Source organism: Dongia mobilis, from assembly GCF_004363235.1.
In the GTDB taxonomy this organism is placed as follows: Bacteria; Pseudomonadota; Alphaproteobacteria; order Dongiales; family Dongiaceae; genus Dongia; species Dongia mobilis.
In genome coordinates, this window is sequence record NZ_SNYW01000002.1 from 1 (window position 1) to 21,616 (window position 21,616).

Genomic DNA, 21,616 nt, shown 5'->3' on the forward strand with positions numbered 1-21,616 from the left:
GCGCGGGTGGCGCTGGTGATGGGCAATGGCGCCTATGACAGCAGCATCGGCCGGCTGAAGAACCCGGTCAACGATGCCGAGCTGATGGCCGACACCCTGCGTGCGCTCGGCTTCAAGGTGCGCCTGGTGACCGATGCCGACCAGAAGGAGATGAAGAAGGCGGTGCGCGATTTCGGTGCCGATCTGATGGCCGCCGGCAGCGACGCCATCGGCCTGTTCTATTACGCCGGCCATGGCGTGCAGGTCGACGGCGTCAACTATCTGCTGCCGGTCGGCGCCCAGATCGAGAAGGAGGGCGATGTCGAGATCGAGGCCGTCTCGGCACAGAGCATCCTGGCGCAGATGGAGCACGCCCCCAACAACATCGACCTCGTCTTCCTCGACGCCTGCCGCAACAACCCGATGACGCGCAGCTTCCGCTCGGGTTCGCGCGGCCTTGCCCGCGTCGACGCGCCGCGCGGCTCCTTCGTCGGCTATTCGACCGCACCCGGCGATGTCTCGGTCGACGGCAATGGCGACAACTCGCCCTATACCCTGGCGCTCGCCGCCGAGATGCGCCGCCCCGGCGCCTCGATCGAGGAGGTGCACCGCTCGGTCCGCATCCGCGTGCTCGCCGAAACCAACAACGCCCAGACCCCCTGGGATTCCTCCTCCCTCACCGCCAATGTCGTGCTGATGCCAGCCGCTTCCGCGCCAAGCGCCACAGCCGCGCCGGCGCCAACCGCCGCCCCGCAACCCGCACAGCAGCCGGTCCAGCTCGCCGCCCTGACGGAGCCGGCGGCGCCGTCGCAGCGCGGCACCGCCCTTCCGGTCGCGGCCGAGCTCAAGGGGTCGATCGAGCGCTATCTGGCCAATTCCAGCGGCAACAACAGCAATTACCGCTTCCTCGCCATCAATCCCGCCGGCGACCGCATCGGCGTCTCGACCGCCTGCAAGATGCGCAAGAGTGCCTATGGCGGCTGGGGCGTCAACATCTGCAGCACGGAAGCCGAGGCGCGCTGGATCGCCCTTGAGAATTGCGGAAAGGATTGCCGCCTGATTTATCGCGGCGAGGAGAAGATCGGCGAGTTCGAGATCGAATGGCGCTAGCGCAGCTTGAGTGTGAGGGCCAACCCCGCCGCTGCGGCGCAGATGCCGGCGATGACGAGGGCGGCACCCGACCAGCCGAGCGCGCCCTGGAACAACAGGGCCATCACGATCGGCCCCAGGAACACGCCGCAATTGCGCCCGGTCATCAGCACGCCATAGGCCCTTGCCCCGACCGGCACGCCGCCGCGCGCCAGATGGTGGGGCAGATGGAAGAAACAGGCCGGCGCCACGCCGGCGCCGATGCCATAGGCGATCAGCAGAGCGACACCGAACAGGCCGTCTGCATGGGGTGCCGCGAGCCAGACAAAACCCTGCAGCAGCAGGGCTGCGACGAGCGCCTTCATCAGGCCGAGGCCGCGCGCCAGCGCCCAGCCGGTCAGCACGTTGAACAGCATCACCACGACGACCGGCAGCAGATAGGCAAGGATCGCCGCCCGTGCTGCAAGACCCAGTTCGCCGGTGAGATATTTGGTGAGCCAGGTCATGAAGGCGAAGAATTGCAGCGACCAGAGCAGGAAGATGCCACCGCCGATGACGAGGGCACGATCGGGCCTTGCCTGCCGCGCAAGGGCCGACGACGAGGCGGTTGCAGCCGGCAGAGGCAACGCTGTGATGGCGCGCGGCCCCAGGTTATCGCGCAACAGAAAGCCGGCAAGGCCGAGCACGGGAATGAGCGCGAGGTTGGTCAGCCAGAGTGCCTGCCAATCGGCGCCGGCAAGCGCCAGCAGGCCGGCCACCAGCTGGCCGATCGGGATCCAGGCGGCGATGAGCCCGGTGACGAGGCCAAGATCGCGCCGGGCTGCACCGCGATTGGCAATGACCGGGCCGATGAGGGCGAAGATGGCGAAGGTCAGCCCCTCGGCGCCGCGGGCCGTCAGCATCGCCGTCGCCGAATAGGGGGCGATGAGGCCGAGCAGGATGCCAAGGGCGGCGAAGACGAGGCCGGCGCCAAGCGCCTGGATGAGGGCGCGGCGGTCGAGCAACCGCCCGAGCGGTGCCGAGGCCAGCAATCCGACCAGGGCAAAGACCGACATGAAGCCCGCTGCCACTTCGGCATCGTGGGGAAATTCGGCGAGGAAGGCCGGCAGGACCGGCGGCAGCTTGAACTGGAGGAAGGCGCCGAAGGCGCTGATGGCGACGCCCAGGATGACCACCCGCCAGCGCGTCACTTCCTCCTCAGACGTCATCGCCACTGCCCCTCCTGCGGGACCCGCCAGTTCTCGGGTCGGGTTCTCGGGCCGGGTTCTCGGGCGAGGTCAAGGAACCCGGCCGGCGGGTACACCGCGGCCCATCCCGGCTTCTACATATATGAGACACACGATCGGCACCACACTGGGCGTGCCAAGGAATGACAAAGGCTTAATCGCCTTCTTTGCATTCGCCCCAAAGAATGCCATCATCCGGCCCGGACCTCGGATGGGGGGCCGGTAGACCAGGGATGGCGGTAGTTTTGGCGGGGACGCCGCAAAGGGAACGAGTGTTTTGTCGCAATCTGGTGTTTCTTCGACCGCGTCCAGCAAGAGTCAATCTTCTTCGGGTCCGCTCTCCGTCCGCTTCTGGGGCGTGCGCGGCTCGATCGCCTGTTCGGGCCCCGAATATGTCCGCTATGGCGGCAACACCTCCTGCCTCGAAGTGCGCGCCGGTCCCCATGTCCTGGTATTCGATGCCGGCACCGGCATTCGCGGCCTCGGCCGCAAGCTGGCCGAGAATGGCGGGGCGGAGATCGACCTTTTCTTCACCCATACCCATATCGACCATGTGGTCGGCCTGCCCTTCTTCCAGCCGCTCTACCAGCCGCAAAGCCGCATCCGCGTCTGGGCGGGGCATCTGAAGCCGCATCGCACGCTGAAGGAATCGCTGGCCGGGCTGATGAGCGAACCCTTCTTCCCGGTCCCGCTCGAGATCTTCAGCGCCAAGCCCGACTACCACGATTTCATCGCCGGCGAGACATTGGAGCCGCGCCCCGGCCTCAAGGTGCGCACCTGCCCGCTCAACCATCCCAACGAGGCGACCGGCTATCGCATCGACTGGGGCGGCAAGTCGATCTGCTATGTGACCGATTGCGAACACACGCCGGGGAAGCTGGACGGCGCCATCCTGGATCTCATCCGCGGCGCCGATCTGTTCATCTATGACTGCACCTATACGGAAGAGGAATTCCCGCGCTTCGCCGGCTGGGGTCACTCCACCTGGCAGGAGGGCGCGCGCCTTGCCGATGCCGCTGGTGCCCGGCAGCTGGTGATCTTCCACCATGATCCCGCGCATGACGACGAAATCATGGACGGCATCGCCGCCGCAGCCCAGGCGCAGCGTCCGGGCACCGTGGTGGCGCGCGAAGGCCTGGTGCTGACACCGTAACGCCGATGCGCGACCTGGTTGTCAGGGCCGATGCGCCCGGGGCCACCACCGGCTGGGCCGAACTGGATGGCCGGCGCTTTCGCTGTGCGCTGGGGCACAGCGGCATCCGCGCCGACAAAACCGAGGGCGATGGTGCCACGCCGGTCGGCCGCTTTCCCTTGCGTTGCGTCTTCTATCGCGGCGAATTGCCGGCCACGCGCCTGCCGGCGACAGCAATCCGGCGCGATGACGGCTGGTGCGACGCCCCCGGCGACATCGCCTATAACCGGCTGGTGCGCCTGCCCTATCCGGCAAGTTCGGAGGAGATGTGGCGCGCCGACCATCTCTATGACCGGGTGCTGGTGATCGGCCACAATGACGATCCGGTGGTGCCGGGCCAGGGCAGCGCGGTCTTCGTGCATCTTGCCCATGACGATTGGCGCCCGACGCAAGGCTGCGTCGCCTTTGCCCGCGCCGATCTGGAGGAGATCCTCGACCGGTTGTCGCCGGAAGACCACGTCACCATCCTGGTGCCCGAGGACCGCGGGTAGAGGCCGACGGGCCTCAGCCCCAGGGACCGCGCGTGCCGCGGTCGACGGTCGGGCGGCGGCCGCTCTGCGGGATCGAGGAGGCGCGGCTCGGCCGGCCCGAAGGCGGCGCCGGGCGCCGCTGCAGCGAGCCGCCTTCGGCTGCTGCAAATCCGCCGCCGGCTTCCATCGCCAGCAGGCGGTCGATGCGGTTCTGCACGTTGGGATGCGTGGTAAAGAGGCCGTCGCTGGCCCGCGCATGCAGCGGATTGATGATGAAGAGATGGGCCGAGGCGGGATTGGCTTCCGCCACCTGGTTGTCGATGACGGCGGCACCCCGGCTGATCTTGGCAAGGGCGGAAGCGAGCGCCCGCGGCTGGCCGCAGATCGCGGCGCCGATGCGATCGGCCTCGTATTCGCGGCTGCGGCTGATCGCCATCTGCACCAGCATGGCGGCAAGCGGGGCCAGCAGCATGACGGCCAGGCTGGCAATGGGGCCCAACGGATTGCTGCGGTCGTCGCGGCCGCCGGCGAGACCCGTGAACATCAGCATATTCGCGAGCATGCCGATGGCGCCGGCAAGGACCGCGGTCATGGTCATGATGAGGGAATCGCGGTTCCTGACATGGGCGAGTTCATGGGCCATCACGCCGGCCACCTCGTCGCGATTGAGGATGCGCAGCAGGCCGGTGGTGGCGGCGACGGCGGCGTTCTCCGGATTGCGGCCGGTGGCAAAGGCGTTGGGCTGCTCCTGGTCGATGATATAGACCTTCGGCATGGGCATGCCGGCGCGCTCTGCAAGGGCGGCGACGATCCGCTCCAGCTCATGCCCGTCTGCCGGGCGCGCGCCATACATCCGCAGGACGATCTTGTCGGCGTTCCAATAGGCGAAGAGGTTCATCGCCAGCGCGATGCCAAAGGCGATGACAATGCCGCCCTGGCCGCCGACGACATAGCCGACAGCCAGAAAGAGGCCGGTCAATGCGGCCAGCAGCAAGGCGGTACGGGCGTAACCCATGGATCGGCAAACCTCCGCAAGGCAACAAAAGTCTGTGACGCAGCCATAGATTGCCCCTGGACCGGCCCGAATCAAGATGCGCCGGGCCTTGACCGGGTGGCGAGGGGGCCTATCCTGGCCGCATGACGGATGAACCTGGAAATCCCGCACAGACGCCGCCCGAATCGACGCCGCCCGAATCGACGCTGGCCGAATCGACGCCGGCCGAGTTGCCAGCCAAACTCCCCGCCGACCCGGGTGCTGCTGCTGCCGCGGCGGCAAGGAAGCAGAATCCGCGCGAACCTGAATTCGGCGGACCGAGCGGCCCGGAACCGACGCGCTACGGCGATTGGGAGCGCAACGGCCGCGTCAGCGATTTCTGAGGCGGCCCCCCCCTGCGGCTTTGGTGCCACAGGCCGGCGCCGGCAGGGGCGAGCCACGCGATTGTGAGTGGCAGCGGGTTGGCGGGGGACCTAGGTTGGGGCCATGTCGAAAGCGTTCTTCCGTGCGGCGGCCCTGATCGCCTTCCTGGCCGGTTTTGGCGCCATGGCCCAACCGGACGCCGCCCAGGCCCAGAGCCCGGACAGCCTGGTCCAGCCCTTTTCCGGGCCGCAATTGTCGCCGGGCCAATCGCTACCCAACCAGCCGGGCCAGCCCCCGGCCCTGCCCGACGGGATTGCGCCCGATCCGGCCCATCTGGTGCCGCCGGCCCCGGCTGCGATCCTGCGGCCGCTCACGCTCGCCCGGCCGGTCGTCGTGGAGTTGTTCACCGCCGAGGGCTGCGCCACCTGCCCGACGGCGGACCAGAACCTGGCGGCTCTGGCCCAGCGGCGCGATCTCCTCGCCCTCTCCTATCACGTCGATTACTGGGACTATACCGGTTGGCGCGACCGGTTCGCCCGTCCCGACCATGCCGTGCGGCACCGGGCCTATACCCAGGCCATGGGCGACAACATGGTCTATACGCCGCAGATCCTGGTGGCCGGCGCACTGCCGGTGCTGGGTTCGGATCGGGTGGCGATCGAAACCGCGCTGCGCGAGGCGCGCAATCGCAAGGTGATGGCCGAGCCCGTCCTGACGAAGGACGGCGCCGGCGATATCGCGCTGCATTTGCCGGCGATGCCGCTGAAGGTGCCGGCCACCTTGTGGCTGGTCACCTTCTCGCATCGGGTCGAAAGCGACGTCACCGCCGGCGAGAACGAGGGACGGCGCCTGGTCAGCATCAATACCGTGCGCAGCATCCGCAAGCTGGGGCAATGGCACGGGCAGCGCCTGGTGCAATCGATCCGCCTGACCGACCAGGAACGCGCGGCCGCCCCGGATGGCTGCGCCATCATCGCCAACGAGGTCGAGTTCGGCCCGGTCGTCGCGGCCGGTGCCTGGCACGTCGCCGATCTGCAGTGATGGCGGGCCGGCCAACGCGATAGAATGAAAACTGCGGCCTAGCCGTCGGATCGCCCGGCCAGTGCCGCCGAGACTCCGCCCGACACCTTGTCGTAGCAATGCTGCGCCAGCGCCTTGCGCGAGCCGAAATCGGCGATCGTCACCACCGGATGGAACTCGACCACCACGCGCACGCGCGGCAGGCGCACGAAGTTCCACAGATGTCCGCCCAGGGTCATGTCGCCATACCAGGCGAGATAGGGCCGGTGGCGATGACCCATCGGCAGTGCGCCAAGCCCCACATAGGCGACCGAAACCGGCTGCACGGTCAGCGGCTGGCCAGCCACCTCGCGCTCGGCCACGCTGAAAAGGGCCGAGCGGAACGGCAGCACGCGATTGCCGTCATTCGAGGTTCCTTCAGGAAACAGGATCAGGTCGTCGCCGAGTTCGAGCTGCCGCTGCAGGCTGTCGCGCTGGCGGTGCGTGGTGTGGCGGCGGCGGTCGACAAAGACGGTGCGCTGCATCTTCGATAGCCAGCCGAACATCGGCCAGCCCGCCACCTCGCTTTTCGCCACGAAGGCGCCGGTGATGAGCGAGCCCAGGATCGGGATGTCGAGATAGGAGCCGTGATTGGCAACGAACAGGGTCGGATGTCGCGGCGACGGCATGCCGCGCATCTCGACGTCGATGCCGAGAATGCGGCAGGTGAGGCGATGATAGAGGCGCGGCAGCAGGAAGGAAGCGCGGCGGTGAAGCGGCAGCAGGCCAAGCTGCAGTGGCGAGAGGCTGAGGGTCATGCCGCCATAGGCGAGCAGCCTTGTCGCACCCCGGAGGCTCGACCCGGGATCGAGCTCGAAGCGGCGCGAGAGATGACGATTCCTCGCCATGGCGACCGCGATCAGCCGTCGCCGCCGTAATCGGCGCGGGTATAGTGCTTCATGTACTTGTCGGTGACCTTTTCGGTCACCACGACGATGGAGACATCGACCGTGCCGAATTCATGATCGATCACGGCCCCGTCGCCGACATAACCCGACAGGCGCAGATAGCCCTTGATGAGCGGCGGCAACGAGGCCAGCGCGCGCCTCTCGTCGATCTCGCCCAGGGGCATCATGTCCATATCGACATAGCGGTCGGGCACGGCGCGCGGACGGAACTCGGCCGGCGCCAGATGCCGGTGATGCAGATAGGAAAGGGCCATGCGGTGTGCCCGCGGATCGGTGCCGGGAAAGCTGGCGCAGCCGAACATGACCTCGACCTTGTGGAAGAGGATGTAGTCGGTGATGCCCTTCCACAGCAACTGCATCGCCATCTTGTTGCGATAGGCGGGATCGACGCAGGAGCGGCCCAGTTCCAGGATCTCGCCCGGCCGGCTCACCAGCGGCGCGATATCGTATTCGGCGATGGAGTAGAAGCGTCCGGCGCGCCTGGCCGCCTCGCGCCGCAGTAGCCGGTAGGTGGCGACGATGCCCCTGACACCGGGACCGCGCGCGCGGTCCACCACGATCAGATGGTCGCAATAGGAATCGAACTGGTCGAAATCGCGGTGCAGGCGCCGCATTTCGGCGCTGGGGCGGGCACCGACCTCGTCGTAGAAGACGCGATAGCGCAATTCCTGCGCCGCCACGATCTCTGCCTCGGTCTCGGCGAGGCGCGCTTCCAGATCACCGACGACGACATCGACCGGGCGCTCGCGACGGGCCGCCGCCACGATCATTATCTGCCGCCCCTCATCACGCGCCTCCCATTACGCGCCACCGCCGACGATGCGCGGCTTGCCCTTCGGAATCTCGCTCTCGCCACTGCCGTTCTTGTCGATCGGCACGGCATAGAGTTCGAGCCGGTGACCGACCAGCTTGTAGCCGAGCTCGGCCGCGACGCGATGCTGCAGCTGCTCGATTTCGTTATTAGTGAATTCGATGACACGGCCGGACTGGATGTCGATCAAATGATCATGGTGGTCGTCGCGCGCCTCCTCGTAGCGGGCGCGGCCATCGCCGAAATCATGTCGCTCCAGGATGCTCGCTTCCTCGAACAGGCGCACGGTGCGATAGACCGTGGCCAGCGAGATGCCGGGGTCGATCTCGGCGGCGCGCTTGTGCAGCAATTCGACATCGGGATGGTCCTGGGCTTCGGACAGGACCCGGGCGATGATCCGACGCTGGTCGGTCATTTTCAGCCCTTTCTCGACGCAAAGAGTTTCAAGACGCGATGGCACGCTTTTCTCGCTGGTCATTGGTGCTTTCGACAATCCAGTAGATTTCGTCAGGTTATTAGACCGTCTGGTTAACAGTCCCCGTGACGGCAACCGGCCGGGCTCGCCCGGCAGGGGCCGCGATTCCGGTTTATCAGGCGCGACGCCGGATCACCAGAAAAACAGGTACCCAGAAAATCAGGATTGCCGGCATGACGCCAGATGGAATCGGCGCAGCGCCCGGGAGCCACCAATTCCCCGCCAGTCCAAATGGCGGGGCGCCCAATTCGTTAACGTTGACGGCGGTACAGCGCGCGAAACCGGGTGGTTACCCGGGTAAGGGATCGGGCGCCGCGGAATTGGCGATGCCGACGGGCGGTCAGGCCCGCCGTGCGGTGCGGCGCTTGCCGGCCCCAGCTTTGCCGGACCCTGTCTTTGCCTTGCCGCTCGCCCGGCCGCCGGCCTTGCCGAGGCCGAATTCGCGCGCCAGCGAGGAACGCTTCTTGGCGTAGTTCGGCGCCACCATCGGGTAGTCCGCCGGCAGGCCCCATTTCTGCCGGTACTGCTCCGGCGACATGTCATAGGCGGTCCTCAGATGCCGTTTCAGCATCTTCAGCTTCATGCCGTCCTCGAGGCAGATGATGTAATCCGGCGTGACCGATTTCTTGATGGCGACGGCGGGTTCACCGGCGGACTGGCCGGCATTGCCGTTGACCTGCGTGCTGCCGGGCCGCCCGAGCTGGGCCAGCGCCTGGCGGGTCTCGGCAATCAGACGCGGGATGTCGGCCATCGCCACGGTGTTGTGTGACAGATAGGCGACAACGATCTCGGTCACCATCGGCAACAGCGGATCGTTCTGCGGCGCATCGGTCATCGGCTCGGCTTCCTTCGGCTGGAGAGATCGCGTCCGGCCGGCAGGCGCGGGGTAAGCCACCTGCCGAACCGGCCATGGCCGCCCGGGACTGAGCGGTGCCGGCACCGGTAAAACGCGGACTGGGCGGAAATTAGCCACAGCCCTCGGGAATGGCAATGAACGCCGCGTTATTTTTCAATATCTCACACCTATAACCCAAGTAATTCCGCGCAATTGAGGAGAATTACCGGTAATTGTGCAGATGGCGCTCGAATAGCAGGGCGTCCTGGCCCGGTGCATAATAATCCCGGCGCAGCCCGCAGGGCGAAAAGCCGGCCTGGCGGTAGCAGGCGATCGCCGCCGGATTGGCGGCAGCAACCTCCAGCAGGACCCGTGCGGCGCCGGCCGCCGCCGCCATGGCGAGGAGGTCGTCGAGCAGCCGCCGGGCAATGCCGCGGCGCCGGCTGCCGGGCAATACGCCGAGCAGCAGCAACTCGACCTCGTCGCCGGTGGACAGCATCAGCCCGAATCCGGCCGGTTCCGGCAGTTCGCCCGCCCCGCCGCCGGGCAGCGCGGCGATCAGCCCGAATGCCCCGGGAAGGGCCAGGATTTCGCCAAAGGATTGCGCCGACCATGGCCGGTCCCAGGGCGCGGTGAATGCGGCGCGATGAAGGGCGGCCAGCAGGGGGGCGTCGGCCGGCGCAATCAGCCGCTGCACCGGATGCGGCGCCATCGCGGGGCGAGTCATGGTCGCGCCGCCCCGGACGGCGGCGCATCGCCCGCTGCAGGCGGCAGGGTGGCATCCGGTGCCCGCAGATAGACCGGCAGTGCGGGCTGGCAATAGCGCCCGGCGGAATCGGCAGCGAGGGCGAGAATGGCGGCGGCGTCCGCCATCGCCGGCACCGCCTGAGCAGCACCGGGCAAGTCGCCCCCCAGCAGGGCACGGGCGGACGCGATGCCGTCGCCCAGCAGGACCGGCGGCGTCGCGCGTGCCAGCAGCGCGGACAGGGCGGTGGCATCCGCCAGGAGCGGCGGCTCGCGGAAGGTGAGATCAGGCGCCAGCCAGGCGGCAAAGGGCTCGGCCCGGCGGCTGTCGAGCAGGACCACGCAGTCGGTACCACCCGGTTCACTGGCAAGTGCGGCGGCGCGGGCCGTCGCCTGGAAGCTGGATATGCCGATGACCGGCCGGTCGAGGGCGAGGCCGAGGCCGCGCGCCGTGGCGAGTGCGATGCGCAGGCCGGTGAAGCCGCCAGGGCCGATGCCCACGGCAATGGCGTCGAGATCGGCCATGGCGCAACCGGCCGCCTGCATGGCTGCGGCGATCATCGGCACCAGGGCGACGGCATGGCCGTGCTGCATGGCTCGGCTTTCCTGCGCCAGGAAATGCGGCGCGGCCGCAGTCAAACGGGCCAATGCCACGGAACAGGCGCCGCCCGCCGCATCCAGCGCCAGAACGAGGCTGCCCGGCGCCGGAACCGGCGGCTGGGCGGCCGCGCCACCCGTCATCTTCGCCGTCACCGGCATGTCACTGCCACCTCGCCGCCACCTTGCCAATTGCCATTCCGGGCCGTGCTTTGCTACCAGAGGGACTGCTCTCTGGAGGTTCAGCCGCCGGTGTTCCTTCCCTGGGGGTTTAGTGAGGCGCGCCGCGAAAGACAAGCCGGCCGGCCCGAACATGCCGATCCCGGGCTGGCACCCGGTGAGGCGCGCAATAACCGCAAGCAGGTTGGATCATGAGCCTGGTCGAAATCACCGCGCCGGAATTCGATGTCGAGATCGCGCTCGCCTATGCGACAGCGGACAATCTGACCGGGGCCCCCATTTATACCCGCCCCGTCTGCTACCTGCAGGAACAGGCGGCGGAACTGCTGCGCAAGGCCGTGCATCTTGCCGCTCCGCTTGGCCTGCGCTTCAAGATCTTCGACGCCTATCGCCCCGGCGAGGCGCAATGGCGCCTGTGGAATGCGCTGCCCGACCCGGAATTCATCGCCGATCCGCGCCGCGGCTCGCCGCACAGCCGCGGTGTCGCCATCGACCTCACCCTGATCGACGGGGCGGGACGCGAGCTTGAGATGGGGACCGGTTTCGATGCGGCGGTGCCGGCCTCGCATCACGCCTCGACCGAGATCAGCGTCGAGGCCCAGCGCAATCGCTTCATCCTGCTTGGCATCATGATGGCGGCCGGCTGGGACAACTACAAGAACGAGTGGTGGCACTACCAGATGTTCAACGCGCGGGACTTCCCGCTGATCGACAATGCCGCGCTGCCAAAACCGATGATGTAGCGTTGCCGGCGCCGGCGCGCGGCTACGGGCGGGAGCGGGAACCGTGCCGCCGCGCCCGGCCGAGCCATTGCCGCAGGGCGACCAGCAGCATCAGTGCCACACCCACCAGCGTCGACGGGAGATGCGGCGCGATCAGCAGCAGGGCGGCAATCACCAGAAGCAGGCGCTCAAAACCGTAGAGCGGGCCGAACAGCCATTTCGAGACCGCCGCCGACAGCGACCAGATGCCAAGGATGGCCCCAGTCACGGCCAGGGCGAATGCCTGCCAGGTGAAGCCGTCTGTCACCAGCAGCAGGGAGGGCGAGAAGGCGAAGACGAAGGGCACCAGCACCTTGCCCATGCCGAGGCGGAAGGCCGTATTGCCGGCCTTGAAGGCATTGGCGCCGGCGATGCCCGCGGCGGCATAGGCGGCAAGCGCCACGGGCGGCGTGATGTCGGCCAGCACGCCGTAATAGAAGACGAAGAAATGCGCCACCAACGGCTCGACGCCGAGCAGCCCCAGGATCGGCGCCGCCACCGCGACCATGATGATGTAATTGGCGGTGGTGGGAATGCCGCAGCCCATGAGGACACAGACGATGGCCGTGAGCAGCAGCGTAAAAAGCAGCGTCAGCGTCGGCACCGACATCACGTCGAAGGGCAGGAAGGCGAGCAGCGCCGATATGCTGGTGGCCCATTCGGCGGCCAGGCCCGTGACCATATAGGCGATCTTGAAGCCGACGCCAGTCAGGGTGACGACGCCGATCACGACGCCGACCAGTGCCGCCGCCGCCGTCACCGAGATGGATTGCTTGGCGCCCAGCACGAAACCCTCGAACACCCCATGCGCCGCCGCGCGCAACCCGTTGCGCCATCCGCCGGCAGACACGCTCTGCCAGATCAGTACGGCTATACAGGCGGTGATCGCCCAGAAGGCGGCAGCGAAGGGCGTGCGGCCGCTCAGCAGTACGCCGATCAGCAGCAGGAGCGGCAGCAGCGAGAGCCAGCCGGCCTTGAGGACGCGCCAGGCATTTGGAATCTCGTCCCGGCTGAGGCCGCGCAGGCCGAGGCGCTTGGCCTCGAGATGCACCTGCATCAGCACGCCGAAGAAATGCATGAAGGCCGGCACCAGGGCCGCCGTCAGGATCGTGGTGAGAGGCAGGCCGAGATACTCGATCATCAGGAAGGCGACGGCACCCATCACCGGCGGCGTGATCTGGCCGCCGGTGGAAGCAGCGGCTTCCACCGCCGCCGCGAAATGCCGCGGATAGCCGACCCGGATCATCGCCGGGATGGTGAGGGCACCGGTGGTCACCGTGTTGGCGATGGAGGAACCGGATATCGAGCCGAGCAGCGCCGAGGAAAGGACCGAGACCTTGGCCGGACCACCGGAATAGCGACCGGCCAGCGCCGAGGCCACATCGATGAAGAGCTGGCCGAGCCCGATCCTGGTCGCCATCACGCCGAACAGCACGAAATGAAACACATAGGTGGCGATGACACCGAGCGCCGTGCCGTAGATGCCCTGGCTGGTAAGATAGAGATGATTGACGATGTTGCTCCAGCTGGCGCCGGGATGCACCAGCACGCCCGGCATCGACTGGCCGAAATAGGCATAGGCGATGAACAGCAGCGCGATCACCGGCAGGGGCCAGCCCATGGAGCGCCGCGTCGCCTCGAGCAGGACCAGGATCAGGATGGTTCCCATGACGATGTCGATGGCCAGCGGATCGCCGACGCGGAAGGCAAGTTGGTCGTAGATCCAGGGCACGTAGAGCGCGGCGACGGCGCCGGCCAGGGCCAGCAGCCAGTCGATCAGCGGCAGCCCCAGCGGCGCCAGCAGGCCTGGTTTCGGCGCGCGGCGCGCGAAGGCGGAGAAACTGAGGAAGGCGAGGAACAGGGTGACGGCAAGGTGCAGGCCGCGATGCGTGGTGGCGCGCGGGATGCCGAACCCGGCGGTATAGAAGTGATAGCAGGAGAGCAGGAAGAGGATGAGGCCGGCCAGCACCGCCAGCGCCGGGCCGAGCTTGCGGAAGCGCAGCTCGGGATCGAATTTTTCCTCGATCTGCTGCAATTCGTCCGCGCTGAGGTGGCGGCTATCGTCCTGCTGCTTATCGTGCGGTAATTTTCGGGTCATGGCGAGGACAGTGCCGGAACGGGACCGCGATGCGGCCCCGTTCCTTCTGGCGCTATTTCAGCAACCCGGCTTCCTTGTAGAACCGCTCGGCACCCGGATGCAGCGGGATGCCGATTCCGTCGAGGGCGGTTTCCTTGACGATCTTCTTGCCCTTGGCGTGCCCGGAATCGAGCAGCTTGCGGGTGTTGTCGTTCCACAACGCCTTGGTGATGCCGTAGACGAGGTCTTCCGGCTGGTCGGTGCTCGTGACCCATTGCGCGCCAACCGACAGGGTGGTGACGTCGCCATCGACCCCTTCATAGGTGCCGGCCGGAACCAGATCGGCAGCGAAGAAGGGATATTTCTCGCGGATCTTGGCGGCGCTGTCGCCATCGATCGGCACCAGCGTTATCTGGTGCTGGCTGGCGAGTTCGGCGATGGCGCCGGCCGGGAATCCGCCGACGAAGAAGAACGCATCCATGGCACCGTCGCGCATGCGGTCCGCCGCCTGATCGGGCTTGAGGAATTCCGCCTGCACGTCGCTTTCGGCAAGGCCGTGGCCCTCCAGGATGATACGCGCATCGACCAGCGTGCCGGAGCCCGGCTCGTCCAGCGAAACGCGCTTGCCCTTGAGATCGGCGACGCTCTTGATGCCGGATTCGGCGCTTGCCACCAGATGGATGCTTTCGGGATAGAGATTGGCAATGGCGGCCAGTTTGCTGGCTGCCGGCTTGCCTTCCCAGATACCGGTACCGGTCTGCGCCCAGGTGGCGACATCCGACTGGGCAAAGCCTGATTCCAGCGTGCCGCCATTGATTGCGTTCACATTTGCGACCGAACCATTGGAGGCCAGCGCCGAGGCGACGAGGCCGGGCACGCCGCACGAGCCGCCCTCCTCGCAGGGCCGCGATCCCGGCGGATTCGAGATCGCATTGGCGATGAGGCCGCCGATCGGGTAGTAGGTGCCCGCCGTGCCGCCGGTGCCGATGCGGAAGAACTTCATGTCCTGTGCCTGGCCAACCCCTGCGGCGAGGCCGCCGGTGGCAAGGCCGATGGCGACCGCCACGCCCAGAATGGATTTGAATCGTCGGGTCATTGCTTGTCTCCGATGTCTTGCGGGTTTTCTGTTGGTGGGTTTTGCTTCTGCCCATGCGGCGAGAGGATGCGCGGCAGGGTCGGATCGAGGCAGGGTCAGGGCCGGCCCGTCATCCATATGGCGGAGTTTAGGCGCCGGCCGAGTCCGCTGGCAAGCGCCGATCGCCCGGCAGGGGATGCCTAGGCGATCCTGCAGGCGAAGTCGAAATCGAGGCGCGGGTTCCGCGGGTGCAGGCGGCCGGGATTGCCGTAGCCGAGATTGCACAGGAAGTTCGAGCGCCAAGCCGTGCCGGCGAAGAAGGCGGCGTCGACCTTCTCCCGGTCGAAACCCGACATCGGCCCGCAATCGAGGCCCAGCGACCGTGCCGCCAGGATGAAATAGGCGGCCTGCAGCGTGCCGTTGCGCATCGCCGCCTCGTCGATCGCCTTCGGCTTGCCGGCGAACCAGGAGCGCGCCTCCGGGTCGTGGAACTGGCTGGGCAGCTGTTCGTAGAATTCCATGTCCATGGCGAAGATCGCCGTCACCGGCGCAGCCATGGTCTTCTTGCGGTTGCCCGCGGCGAGGGCCGGCTCCAGCCTCGCCTTCGCTTCGGCGCCGCGCACGAAATGGATGCGCAGCGGCTGGCAGTTGCCGCTGGTGGGGCCGAGGCGCGCCAGGTCATAGACGGCGCGCAGGGTCTCGTCCGTCACCGGGCGGTCGAGGAAATGCGAATAGGTGCGCGCCTGGCGGAAGATGAGATCGAGGGCGATGTCGCCGGCGAGGCTCTCGGGCTTCTGGAAATCTGCCGTCATGGAATCTCCTGCGGATCGATCGGTGCCGGGCGCCCCTGCAACGGGCAGGACAGTATGTGCGGGGCAAACGGGAACGGGCGCCCGATCCATCCCGGGCGCCCGTTTCATTCTTCGCGTCGGCCAACGCCTTGGATCACCCCGGCGAGCAATGCGGGAGTCACGGCGATCCGGCCTGTCAGACCGGCCGGACTTCCAGCACTTCCGGCACGTAATGGCGCAGCATGTTCTCGATGCCCATTTTGAGGGTCGCGGTCGAGCTGGGGCAGCCCGAGCAGGAACCCTGCATGTGCAGATAAACCACACCGTCCTCGAAGGAATGGAACACGATGTCGCCGCCATCCTGCGCCACCGCCGGACGCACGCGGGTCTCGAGCAGTTCCTTGATCTGCAGGACGATCTCGTCATCCTCCTCGCCGCCGGCGGCGGGGGCTGCCATGCCGTCGCCAAGGAGGATCGGCTGATTGGTGGTGAAATGCTCCATGATGATGCCGAGCAGGGCCGGCTTCAGCAGCGACCAGTCCTTGCCCTCGGCCTTGGTGATGGTGACGAAATCGCCGCCGAGGAAGACGCGCGCGACGCCGTCCACGGCAAACAGGCGCTGCGCCAGCGGCGAGCGTTCGGCGCCCTCGGGACGGGCGAAATCCGCCGTGCCTTCGCCCATGACCGCGCGGCCGGGCAGGAATTTCAGCGTCGCCGGATTCGGCGTCTCTTCGGTCTGGATGAACATGGCGGCTCTCCGCACGCTTTCGGGTCAATAGCTGCCCCAGAAGGTAATGCGGCGGGGTAGCACTTCAACCCTTATTTTTCTGTGCCTTAGCGGCTGATGGCCGCAACCGGGCAGTTTGCCGTCGCGGTTTCGCGAATCCGCCTGGATTGCTAGAGTGATGGAAGAGAAAGGTATTTGATCCCGTGCCATGCCACCCCCATATCTCGGCGCGGGAAGAATCCTGATGGAATCGGCGGCGGCGGCTGGCCGGTGCTGCGGCGGACGAGAGATGGCGGCCAAGATCCAGATAGCCAATGACGATGATCTGAGCGACGGCCTGCTGCCGGCAGCGCGCGCGGGGGTGCAGGCCGCCGCCGCGGCGCTGCCTGCCGCCATGCCGCCCGTTCCGATGGTGGCCCGCGCCATGGCGGGCGAAGCCGCTTGTCTCGGCTGTCCCGCCGTCGAGGCCGCCTTCCAGTGGATGCTGGAGGAAGGCCGCCTGCTGCCCGATCTCGGCGAATTCGTCAGCGGCCTGGCCCTGCGCCTCAGCAAATGCGGCTTCCCGCTGCTGCGCTTCTTCGTCTCGGTGCGCACCCTGCATCCGCAGATCGCCGCCATCGGCTATGTCTGGAACAAGGGCGATACCCTGGCCAAGCGCGTCGCGCGCGACCATGCCGTGATGACCAGCCCGGAGTTCATCACCTCGCCCCTGCGCGTGCTCTACCAGGGCGAGGTGAACGAGATCCGCCGGCGCCTGACACCCGGGGCGGGGGCGGAGGCGGCCAACGATTTCCCCATCCTCGACGACATGCGCAAGCAGGGCGCGACCGATTACGCCATTTTCGCTATCCGCCTGCCCGGCGGCGTGCGCTCCTCGGTCTCGATCGCCTCGGACGCGCCGGAGGGTTTCGCCGAGGCGCAGCTTGCGGCTTTCCGCACGCTCATCCCGCTGCTTTCGCTCATCATCGAGGCACGCGAATGGGCCTATATCGCCCGCTCGCTGATGCATGTCTATCTGGGTTCCAATGCCGGCGAGGCGGTGCTCTCCGGCCAGATCCAGCGCGGCGATGCCCGCACCATTGCCGCCGCCATCTGGTATTGCGATCTGCGCGGCTTCACCCAGATGTCGAACGAACTGCCGCGCGACCTCGTCATCGCCACGCTCAATGACTATTTCGACACCGTGGCGCGGCCGGTGATCGCGCGCGGCGGCGAGATTCTGAAATTCATCGGTGACGCCATGCTGGCGATCTTCCCGATGCGCGACGACCTCGACCGCGACCGCAAGTGCCGGATCGCGCTGGACGCGGCGATGGCGGCGCTTGCCGGCCTGCGGGACCTGAACGAACTCAGGATGGCGACCGGGCAGTCGGCCCTCAAGATCGGCATTGGCCTGCATGCGGGCTCGGTCTCATACGGCAATATCGGCGCGGCGCAGGGCGAGGATGCCAGGCTCGATTTCACCGTGATCGGCCCCGCGGTCAATCTGGCCGAGCGGATCGAGACGCTCTGCCCCATACTCGACCAGCCGCTGCTCGCCTCGCGCCAATTCGCCTCGATCTGCGGCTCGACCCTCAAATATCTCGGCAGCCATCCCCTGCGCGGCTTCGCCGAACCGCAGGATGTCTTCGGCCTGCCATAGGATACCGCGCCAACCTGTCGGGCGGGCCGGCCAGCCGCTTCATTCTCGAATCAACTCGATTTAGGTTAATGTGCGGACGTAGGTCCGGCCGACTGCGGTGGCGCCGCCACGCCCCCTTCCGCGGGACCCGGTGTCCCCGGCGCCGGCCGCCTTCAGATATGGGGCGCGATATAGGTTGGCCGGATGCCGGACCGGGCGATGCAGATATCGACATCCAGCGCCTGCAGCACGCCGTGCTCGGTCACCAGCAGCGAGGCGATGCCGGCCGCGGCGGCACCCAGGATATCGGTGTGCAGCGTGTCGCCCACCATCAGCACCCGCTCGGGCGGGATGCCGGGGGGCAGGCTGCGAAGTGCCGCGCCGAAGGCATTGGCGAAGGGTTTGCCGAAGAACTCGGGGGCGAGGCCAAGCCGGTCGGCGAGGTCATGGGCATAGGCGCCCGATTCCAGCGACAGGTGCCCCTCGCGCGGCGCGACCAGATCGGGATTGCCGATCAGGAAGGGGCGCGGCCGGTCGGCGAGCGCCTGCGCCATCACCGCCTGGGCGGCGGCACTCCAGCCCTTGCTGCTGAGAAAGACGATGCCGTCCGCCCGGGCCGCCGTCGCCGCGTCGAAGGCGAGACATTTGCCGGGCAGTTCCGCGATCCCGGATTCGGGCGGCGCCGCCACCGCCCAGGTCCAGTCGCTGCCATAGGGTGCCATATGGGCCGCCAGGATGGCGCGGCTGCTGACGATCTGCCGCGGCTCGAGGCCGAAATCCATGCGCTCATACTTGGCAATCAGATCGCCATGGGCCGGCGTTGCCGCATTGGTCAGCACGACCACCTGCTTGCCGAGCGCCTTGAGGTGCGCAAGCCGCGAAGCCGCCACCGGCAGCGGCGTGTCGCCGACATTCAGCACGCCGAAGGAATCGAACAGGAAGGCGTCGAAATCCGCCTCCAGGTCGCCGAGATCGGCGACCTGGACACTGTCGGCGAGGCGTTGTTCCGGCCAGTGCGGCAGGCGCGCGCGGATTGCCTCATAGCGCCGGAACGCCCAGTCCGGCGTCGCCGCATCGGGCAGAGTGTCCGGGGCCGGTTCCGGCCTCGGCAGCGCGCCGCCGGTCACGTGATGGCCTGACGGACTTTGGCCGAGACCCACTCGGAGACCACGACCGTGCCGAGGATGACCAGGAAGATCATGGTCACCTGCGGCCAGGCCAGAACATTGAGCGAGGCCTGCAATTGCAGGCCGAGGCCGCCGGCGCCGACCAGGCCGAGAATGGCCGATTCGCGAATGTTGATGTCCCAGCGGAAGACCGTGATGCCGCAGAAGGCCGGCAGAATCTGCGGCACGATGGCGTAATCCATGATCTGGCCGCGGCTGGCGCCGGTCGCCGTCACCGCTTCGACCTGAGAGACATCGATCTCCTCGATCGCCTCATAGAGCAGCTTGCCGATGAAGCCGATCGAGCGCAGGCCGATGGCGACGATCCCCGCCAGCAGGCCGGGGCCGATGATGGCCACCAGCAGCAGGGCCCAGATGAGGGAGTTGATCGAGCGCGACGACACGATGATGAAGAGGGCAATGGGCCGCAGCAGCATGACACTGGGCGTGGTGTTGCGCGCCGCCAGGAAGGCGACCGGAACCGCCAGGATGACGCCGAGCAGCGTGCCCAGGGTCGCCATGTTGAGCGTGTCCCACAGCGGCAGCAGCAGCTTTTCGATATAGCCCCAGCGCGGCGGCAGCATGCGGCTGCCGATATCGACGGCCTGGGCCGGCGCGTCATGAACGAAGGCCCAGATCGTGGTCTCCGTCATCACCTGCCAGCAATAGACGAAGAGGGCGACGAGGCCGAGCCAGCCGGCCCAGAGGGCGAGGCGCGCCCGCGGCGTCCGATGCTGCCAGACCGGCTGGCCCGCGATTTTGCCGACCGGCATCACTGCACCCATTTGCGGATGTGGGAGGACGAATATTCCGACACCATCACGATGCCGATGATGATCAGCATGATGGCGCCGGCGGAATCGTACTCATAGCGGTCGATCGAGGTATTGAGCGTCGCGCCGATACCGCCCGCGCCGACGATGCCGATGACTGCCGATTCGCGGAAATTGATGTCGAGGCGATAGAGCGAGAGGCCGATGAGGCGCGGCATCACCTGGGGCTGGATGGCATAGTTCACCAGCTGCCACCAGCCGGCACCGGTGGCGCGGATCGCTTCGGCCTGGGTCTCGTCGATATCCTCGATATCCTCGGCCAGCAGCTTGGAGAGGAAGCCGATGGTGGCGAAGCTCAGGGTCAGGAAGCCGGCAAACGGGCCGAAGCCGAACATCGCCACCAGCAGGATGGCGATGATCACCTCCTGGAACGAGCGGGACACGGCGATGATGGCGCGGCAGACAAGATAGATCCAGGCCGGCGCCAGGTTGCGTGCAGCGCCGATGCCGATCGGTACCGAAATGAGAATGCCGACCACCGTCGAGGTCACCGTCATGGTGAGACTCTCCACCAGGCCGACGGAAATGTCGCGCCAGCGCGAGGTGAAGTCCGGCACCAGGAAGCCCTGGATGAAACGCCAGCCGCGCTCTAGCCCCTCATAGACACGCGACCAGTTGACCTCGACCGTGCCGACGGCAAGCACGAGATAGACCAGCGCCCCGCCATAGATGATCCAGCGCAGCAGCGGCGACTTGATGAGGAGTGGCGGCCGCTTCCAGTGTCGGCGCGGCAGGGATGCGGTGTTCGCGGCCGATGTCATCTGGCCTCCGCCATCATCTCGCGGCGGCGCATCTCGGCGCGCGCGTCTTCCTCGTCCTCCTGCTCGGCGCGGCGCATCTGCGCCCAATCCTCCTCGCCATAGATTTCGGTCAGCACGGAATCATCGAGCCTGGACGGGGCGCCATCGAAGACGACGCGCCCGGCACGCAGGCCGATGATGCGGTCGGTGAAGCCCTGCGCCAGCACGACGTCGTGGATGTTGATGATGGCGGCCAGGTTGCGCTCCTCGCAGATCTCCTTGATGAGGCGCATGATCTGGCGCGAGGTCTTGGGATCGAGCGAGGCAGTGGGCTCGTCGACCAGCAGCAATTCGGGATTCTGTTCCAGCGCCCGGGCGATGCCGACTCGCTGGCGCTGGCCGCCGGAAAGCGCGTCGGCGCGCTTGTCGGCATGGTCGGAGAGGCCGACGCGCTCCAGCAGCGCAAAGGCCGTGGCGACATCGGCTTCCGGAAAGCGGCGCATGAAGGAGCGCCAGAAGGGAACATAGCCGAGGCGGCCGGAGAGCACGTTCTCCATCACGGTCAGGCGTTCGACCAGGGCGTATTCCTGGAAGATCATGCCGATGCGCCGGCGCAGGACGCGCAATTCGCCGCGGGCTAGGCCCGTGATTTCGGTATCGCCGAGAAAGATCTGCCCGCCGGTCGGTTCGACCAGGCGGTTGACGCAGCGGATGAGGGTGGATTTGCCGGCGCCGGACGGGCCGATCAGGCCGACCACCTGGCCGGCCGGCACCTCGAAGCTGACCTCGCTCAGGGCGCGGTCGCCGGTCTTGTAGGTTTTGGTGAGCGAAACCAGGCGCAGCATGCTTGTTCCCTGTCGTCACGCCGGTCTTGTCGCCGGCTGGGGCTTTGGTGGTGCGATT

The 21,616-nt window shown here is 67.2% G+C and carries 23 protein-coding genes; 7 read left to right on the forward strand and 16 right to left on the reverse strand.

Annotated elements, in window-relative coordinates; genetic code table 11:
* Positions 1–1,089: caspase family protein (locus A8950_RS00985; protein ID WP_208109693.1), on the forward strand; the 1,089-nt coding region annotated here is incomplete at its 5' end.
* Here A8950_RS00985 and A8950_RS00990 read toward each other — a convergent pair.
* On the reverse strand, positions 1,086–2,276 hold the full coding sequence (locus A8950_RS00990; RefSeq protein ID WP_133611627.1) for an MFS transporter: 1,191 nt from the start codon (positions 2,274–2,276) through the stop codon (positions 1,086–1,088). The genes A8950_RS00985 and A8950_RS00990 overlap by 4 nt on opposite strands.
* A gap of 376 nt (positions 2,277–2,652) precedes the next feature.
* Here A8950_RS00990 and A8950_RS00995 point away from each other — a divergent pair, with 376 nt between their 5' ends.
* Together A8950_RS00995 and A8950_RS01000 are read left to right on the forward strand one after the other, a co-directional pair.
* Entirely contained in the window at positions 2,653–3,447 is a 795-nt protein-coding gene (locus tag A8950_RS00995; RefSeq protein ID WP_243735487.1) for an MBL fold metallo-hydrolase, read from the forward strand.
* A 5-nt stretch (positions 3,448–3,452) separates the two neighbouring features.
* The gene (locus A8950_RS01000; protein WP_133611629.1) at positions 3,453–3,977 is read left to right on the forward strand and encodes a L,D-transpeptidase family protein; all 525 of its coding nucleotides are present in this window, start codon (positions 3,453–3,455) and stop codon (positions 3,975–3,977) included.
* 13 nt (positions 3,978–3,990) lie between these two features.
* Here A8950_RS01000 and htpX read toward each other — a convergent pair whose 3' ends face one another.
* Positions 3,991–4,971 (reverse strand): zinc metalloprotease HtpX, encoded by a 981-nt coding sequence (gene htpX / locus A8950_RS01005; RefSeq protein WP_133611630.1) that lies wholly within the window; start codon positions 4,969–4,971, stop codon positions 3,991–3,993.
* A gap of 122 nt (positions 4,972–5,093) precedes the next feature.
* Here htpX and A8950_RS01010 point away from each other — a divergent pair, with 122 nt between their 5' ends.
* Together A8950_RS01010 and A8950_RS01015 are read left to right on the forward strand one after the other, a co-directional pair.
* Entirely contained in the window at positions 5,094–5,333 is a 240-nt protein-coding gene (locus A8950_RS01010) for a succinate dehydrogenase assembly factor 4 (protein WP_133611631.1), read from the forward strand.
* A 103-nt stretch (positions 5,334–5,436) separates the two neighbouring features.
* On the forward strand, positions 5,437–6,354 hold the full coding sequence (locus tag A8950_RS01015; protein WP_133611632.1) for a DUF1223 domain-containing protein: 918 nt from the start codon (positions 5,437–5,439) through the stop codon (positions 6,352–6,354).
* Between the two features lie 38 nt (positions 6,355–6,392).
* Here A8950_RS01015 and A8950_RS01020 read toward each other — a convergent pair whose 3' ends face one another.
* The 6 genes from A8950_RS01020 to tsaB all read right to left on the reverse strand — a co-directional run bounded on the left by A8950_RS01020 (position 6,393) and on the right by tsaB (position 10,904).
* Entirely contained in the window at positions 6,393–7,220 is an 828-nt protein-coding gene (locus A8950_RS01020; protein ID WP_243735488.1) for a lysophospholipid acyltransferase family protein, read from the reverse strand.
* A gap of 11 nt (positions 7,221–7,231) precedes the next feature.
* Entirely contained in the window at positions 7,232–8,044 is an 813-nt protein-coding gene (locus A8950_RS01025) for a GNAT family N-acetyltransferase (protein WP_243735489.1), read from the reverse strand.
* A gap of 36 nt (positions 8,045–8,080) precedes the next feature.
* Positions 8,081–8,551, reverse strand: coding sequence for a Fur family transcriptional regulator (locus tag A8950_RS01030; protein WP_133611750.1), 471 nt, complete (start codon positions 8,549–8,551; stop codon positions 8,081–8,083).
* 355 nt (positions 8,552–8,906) lie between these two features.
* Complete coding sequence (locus tag A8950_RS01035) at positions 8,907–9,401, reverse strand: MucR family transcriptional regulator (protein ID WP_133611634.1); 495 nt, start codon at positions 9,399–9,401, stop codon at positions 8,907–8,909.
* Between the two features lie 223 nt (positions 9,402–9,624).
* Complete coding sequence (locus tag A8950_RS01040; protein ID WP_243735490.1) at positions 9,625–10,128, reverse strand: GNAT family N-acetyltransferase; 504 nt, start codon at positions 10,126–10,128, stop codon at positions 9,625–9,627.
* Positions 10,125–10,904 (reverse strand): tRNA (adenosine(37)-N6)-threonylcarbamoyltransferase complex dimerization subunit type 1 TsaB, encoded by a 780-nt coding sequence (gene tsaB, locus A8950_RS01045; protein ID WP_166644933.1) that lies wholly within the window; start codon positions 10,902–10,904, stop codon positions 10,125–10,127. Before tsaB ends, A8950_RS01040 begins: the two co-directional genes overlap by 4 nt.
* Positions 10,905–11,113: 209 nt before the next feature.
* Here tsaB and ddpX point away from each other — a divergent pair, with 209 nt between their 5' ends.
* The gene (ddpX, locus tag A8950_RS01050) at positions 11,114–11,665 is read left to right on the forward strand and encodes a D-alanyl-D-alanine dipeptidase (protein ID WP_133611636.1); all 552 of its coding nucleotides are present in this window, start codon (positions 11,114–11,116) and stop codon (positions 11,663–11,665) included.
* A gap of 22 nt (positions 11,666–11,687) precedes the next feature.
* Here ddpX and A8950_RS01055 read toward each other — a convergent pair whose 3' ends face one another.
* The 4 genes from A8950_RS01055 to A8950_RS01070 form a co-directional block, all read right to left on the reverse strand.
* Complete coding sequence (locus tag A8950_RS01055; protein ID WP_133611637.1) at positions 11,688–13,781, reverse strand: TRAP transporter permease; 2,094 nt, start codon at positions 13,779–13,781, stop codon at positions 11,688–11,690.
* 52 nt (positions 13,782–13,833) lie between these two features.
* Positions 13,834–14,856, reverse strand: a complete 1,023-nt coding sequence (locus tag A8950_RS01060; RefSeq protein ID WP_133611638.1) for a TAXI family TRAP transporter solute-binding subunit — start codon at positions 14,854–14,856, stop codon at positions 13,834–13,836.
* A 179-nt stretch (positions 14,857–15,035) separates the two neighbouring features.
* Complete coding sequence (locus A8950_RS01065; protein ID WP_133611639.1) at positions 15,036–15,647, reverse strand: malonic semialdehyde reductase; 612 nt, start codon at positions 15,645–15,647, stop codon at positions 15,036–15,038.
* Between the two features lie 175 nt (positions 15,648–15,822).
* Entirely contained in the window at positions 15,823–16,374 is a 552-nt protein-coding gene (locus A8950_RS01070) for a NifU family protein (protein ID WP_133611640.1), read from the reverse strand.
* Positions 16,375–16,642: 268 nt separating this feature from the next.
* Between A8950_RS01070 and A8950_RS01075 the strand changes: the two genes are divergently transcribed.
* Positions 16,643–17,995 (forward strand): adenylate/guanylate cyclase domain-containing protein, encoded by a 1,353-nt coding sequence (locus tag A8950_RS01075; protein WP_133611641.1) that lies wholly within the window; start codon positions 16,643–16,645, stop codon positions 17,993–17,995.
* Positions 17,996–18,147: 152 nt separating this feature from the next.
* Here A8950_RS01075 and A8950_RS01080 read toward each other — a convergent pair whose 3' ends face one another.
* From A8950_RS01080 to phnC, 4 genes are read right to left on the reverse strand one after another with little or no spacing between them, the layout of a single operon-like run.
* A complete protein-coding gene (locus A8950_RS01080; protein ID WP_133611642.1) occupies positions 18,148–19,101 on the reverse strand; it encodes an HAD-IIA family hydrolase in 954 nt (317 codons plus the stop codon).
* On the reverse strand, positions 19,098–19,913 hold the full coding sequence (gene phnE / locus A8950_RS01085) for a phosphonate ABC transporter, permease protein PhnE (protein WP_133611643.1): 816 nt from the start codon (positions 19,911–19,913) through the stop codon (positions 19,098–19,100). Before phnE (A8950_RS01085) ends, A8950_RS01080 begins: the two co-directional genes overlap by 4 nt.
* Positions 19,913–20,734, reverse strand: coding sequence for a phosphonate ABC transporter, permease protein PhnE (phnE, locus tag A8950_RS01090; protein WP_133611644.1), 822 nt, complete (start codon positions 20,732–20,734; stop codon positions 19,913–19,915). The genes phnE (A8950_RS01085) and phnE (A8950_RS01090) overlap by 1 nt, the downstream gene beginning before the upstream one ends.
* Entirely contained in the window at positions 20,731–21,558 is an 828-nt protein-coding gene (phnC, locus tag A8950_RS01095) for a phosphonate ABC transporter ATP-binding protein (RefSeq protein ID WP_133611645.1), read from the reverse strand. The genes phnE (A8950_RS01090) and phnC overlap by 4 nt, the downstream gene beginning before the upstream one ends.
* Positions 21,559–21,616: the final 58 nt, after the last annotated feature.